This window comes from Flavobacterium sp. GP15, from assembly GCF_014281985.1.
Classification (GTDB): domain Bacteria; phylum Bacteroidota; class Bacteroidia; order Flavobacteriales; family Flavobacteriaceae; genus Flavobacterium; species Flavobacterium pygoscelis.
The window spans coordinates 1-636 of the sequence record NZ_JACFTC010000036.1; the positions used below are offsets into that span (position 1 = coordinate 1).

The following is a 636-nucleotide window of genomic DNA, read 5'->3' on the forward strand; positions in this document are numbered from 1 at the left end:
CCCAAAACAAAATGCAGTTGAAAATAAAAAGTCCAAAAATTTATGTCATTGTTAGTTTAGCAATTTTTACTGTTTCACTAACGCAAACCGCAATTTCATCGAGCGAATTCGAAGACAAAACATTATCAGGTATTGCTACTTTAGTAATGGGCGGTTTGTCAGTGCTTGGCGGTGGAATTTTGGAATGGTTAATTTGGCTTGTAAATCCTTTATATTTTTTTAGTCTTTACTTATTTTTAAAATCAAAAAATAAAGCAAAAATGTATTCCTTGCTTTCGACTACTATTGCTTTATCTTTTGTCACATGGAATAAAATTTTGGTATCTGAAAGTGGAAAATTAGGAAACATTGATAGTTTGGGATTGGGATATTGGCTTTGGGTAAGCAGCTTGGCAATTTTAACTATTGGAATTTTTTTAGTGGAAAAAGATAATAGGCACTACGCATAACAGCGGTTTGCAAAAATGGCGAAATATGTGGTAAATTCACGTTTATCTTTCGCAAGATATTTTATCTTAGCCGAAAATAATCGGTCACGAAGTTCGCCACTTCTGCAAGCCGCGAAACGTTATGCGACAGCAGGTTGGAACGCACAGAAAAAGGAAAAACAAAAGTTTAATATAAAAAAAACTAAAC

Annotated in this window: 1 protein-coding gene; it reads left to right on the forward strand. The window is 33.5% G+C overall.

Features of this window, described 5'->3' with window-relative positions; translation table 11 throughout:
• Positions 1-449: hypothetical protein (locus H2650_RS15725; protein ID WP_223151131.1), on the forward strand; the 449-nt coding region annotated here is incomplete at its 5' end.
• Between the last annotated feature and the right edge of the window lie 187 nt (positions 450-636).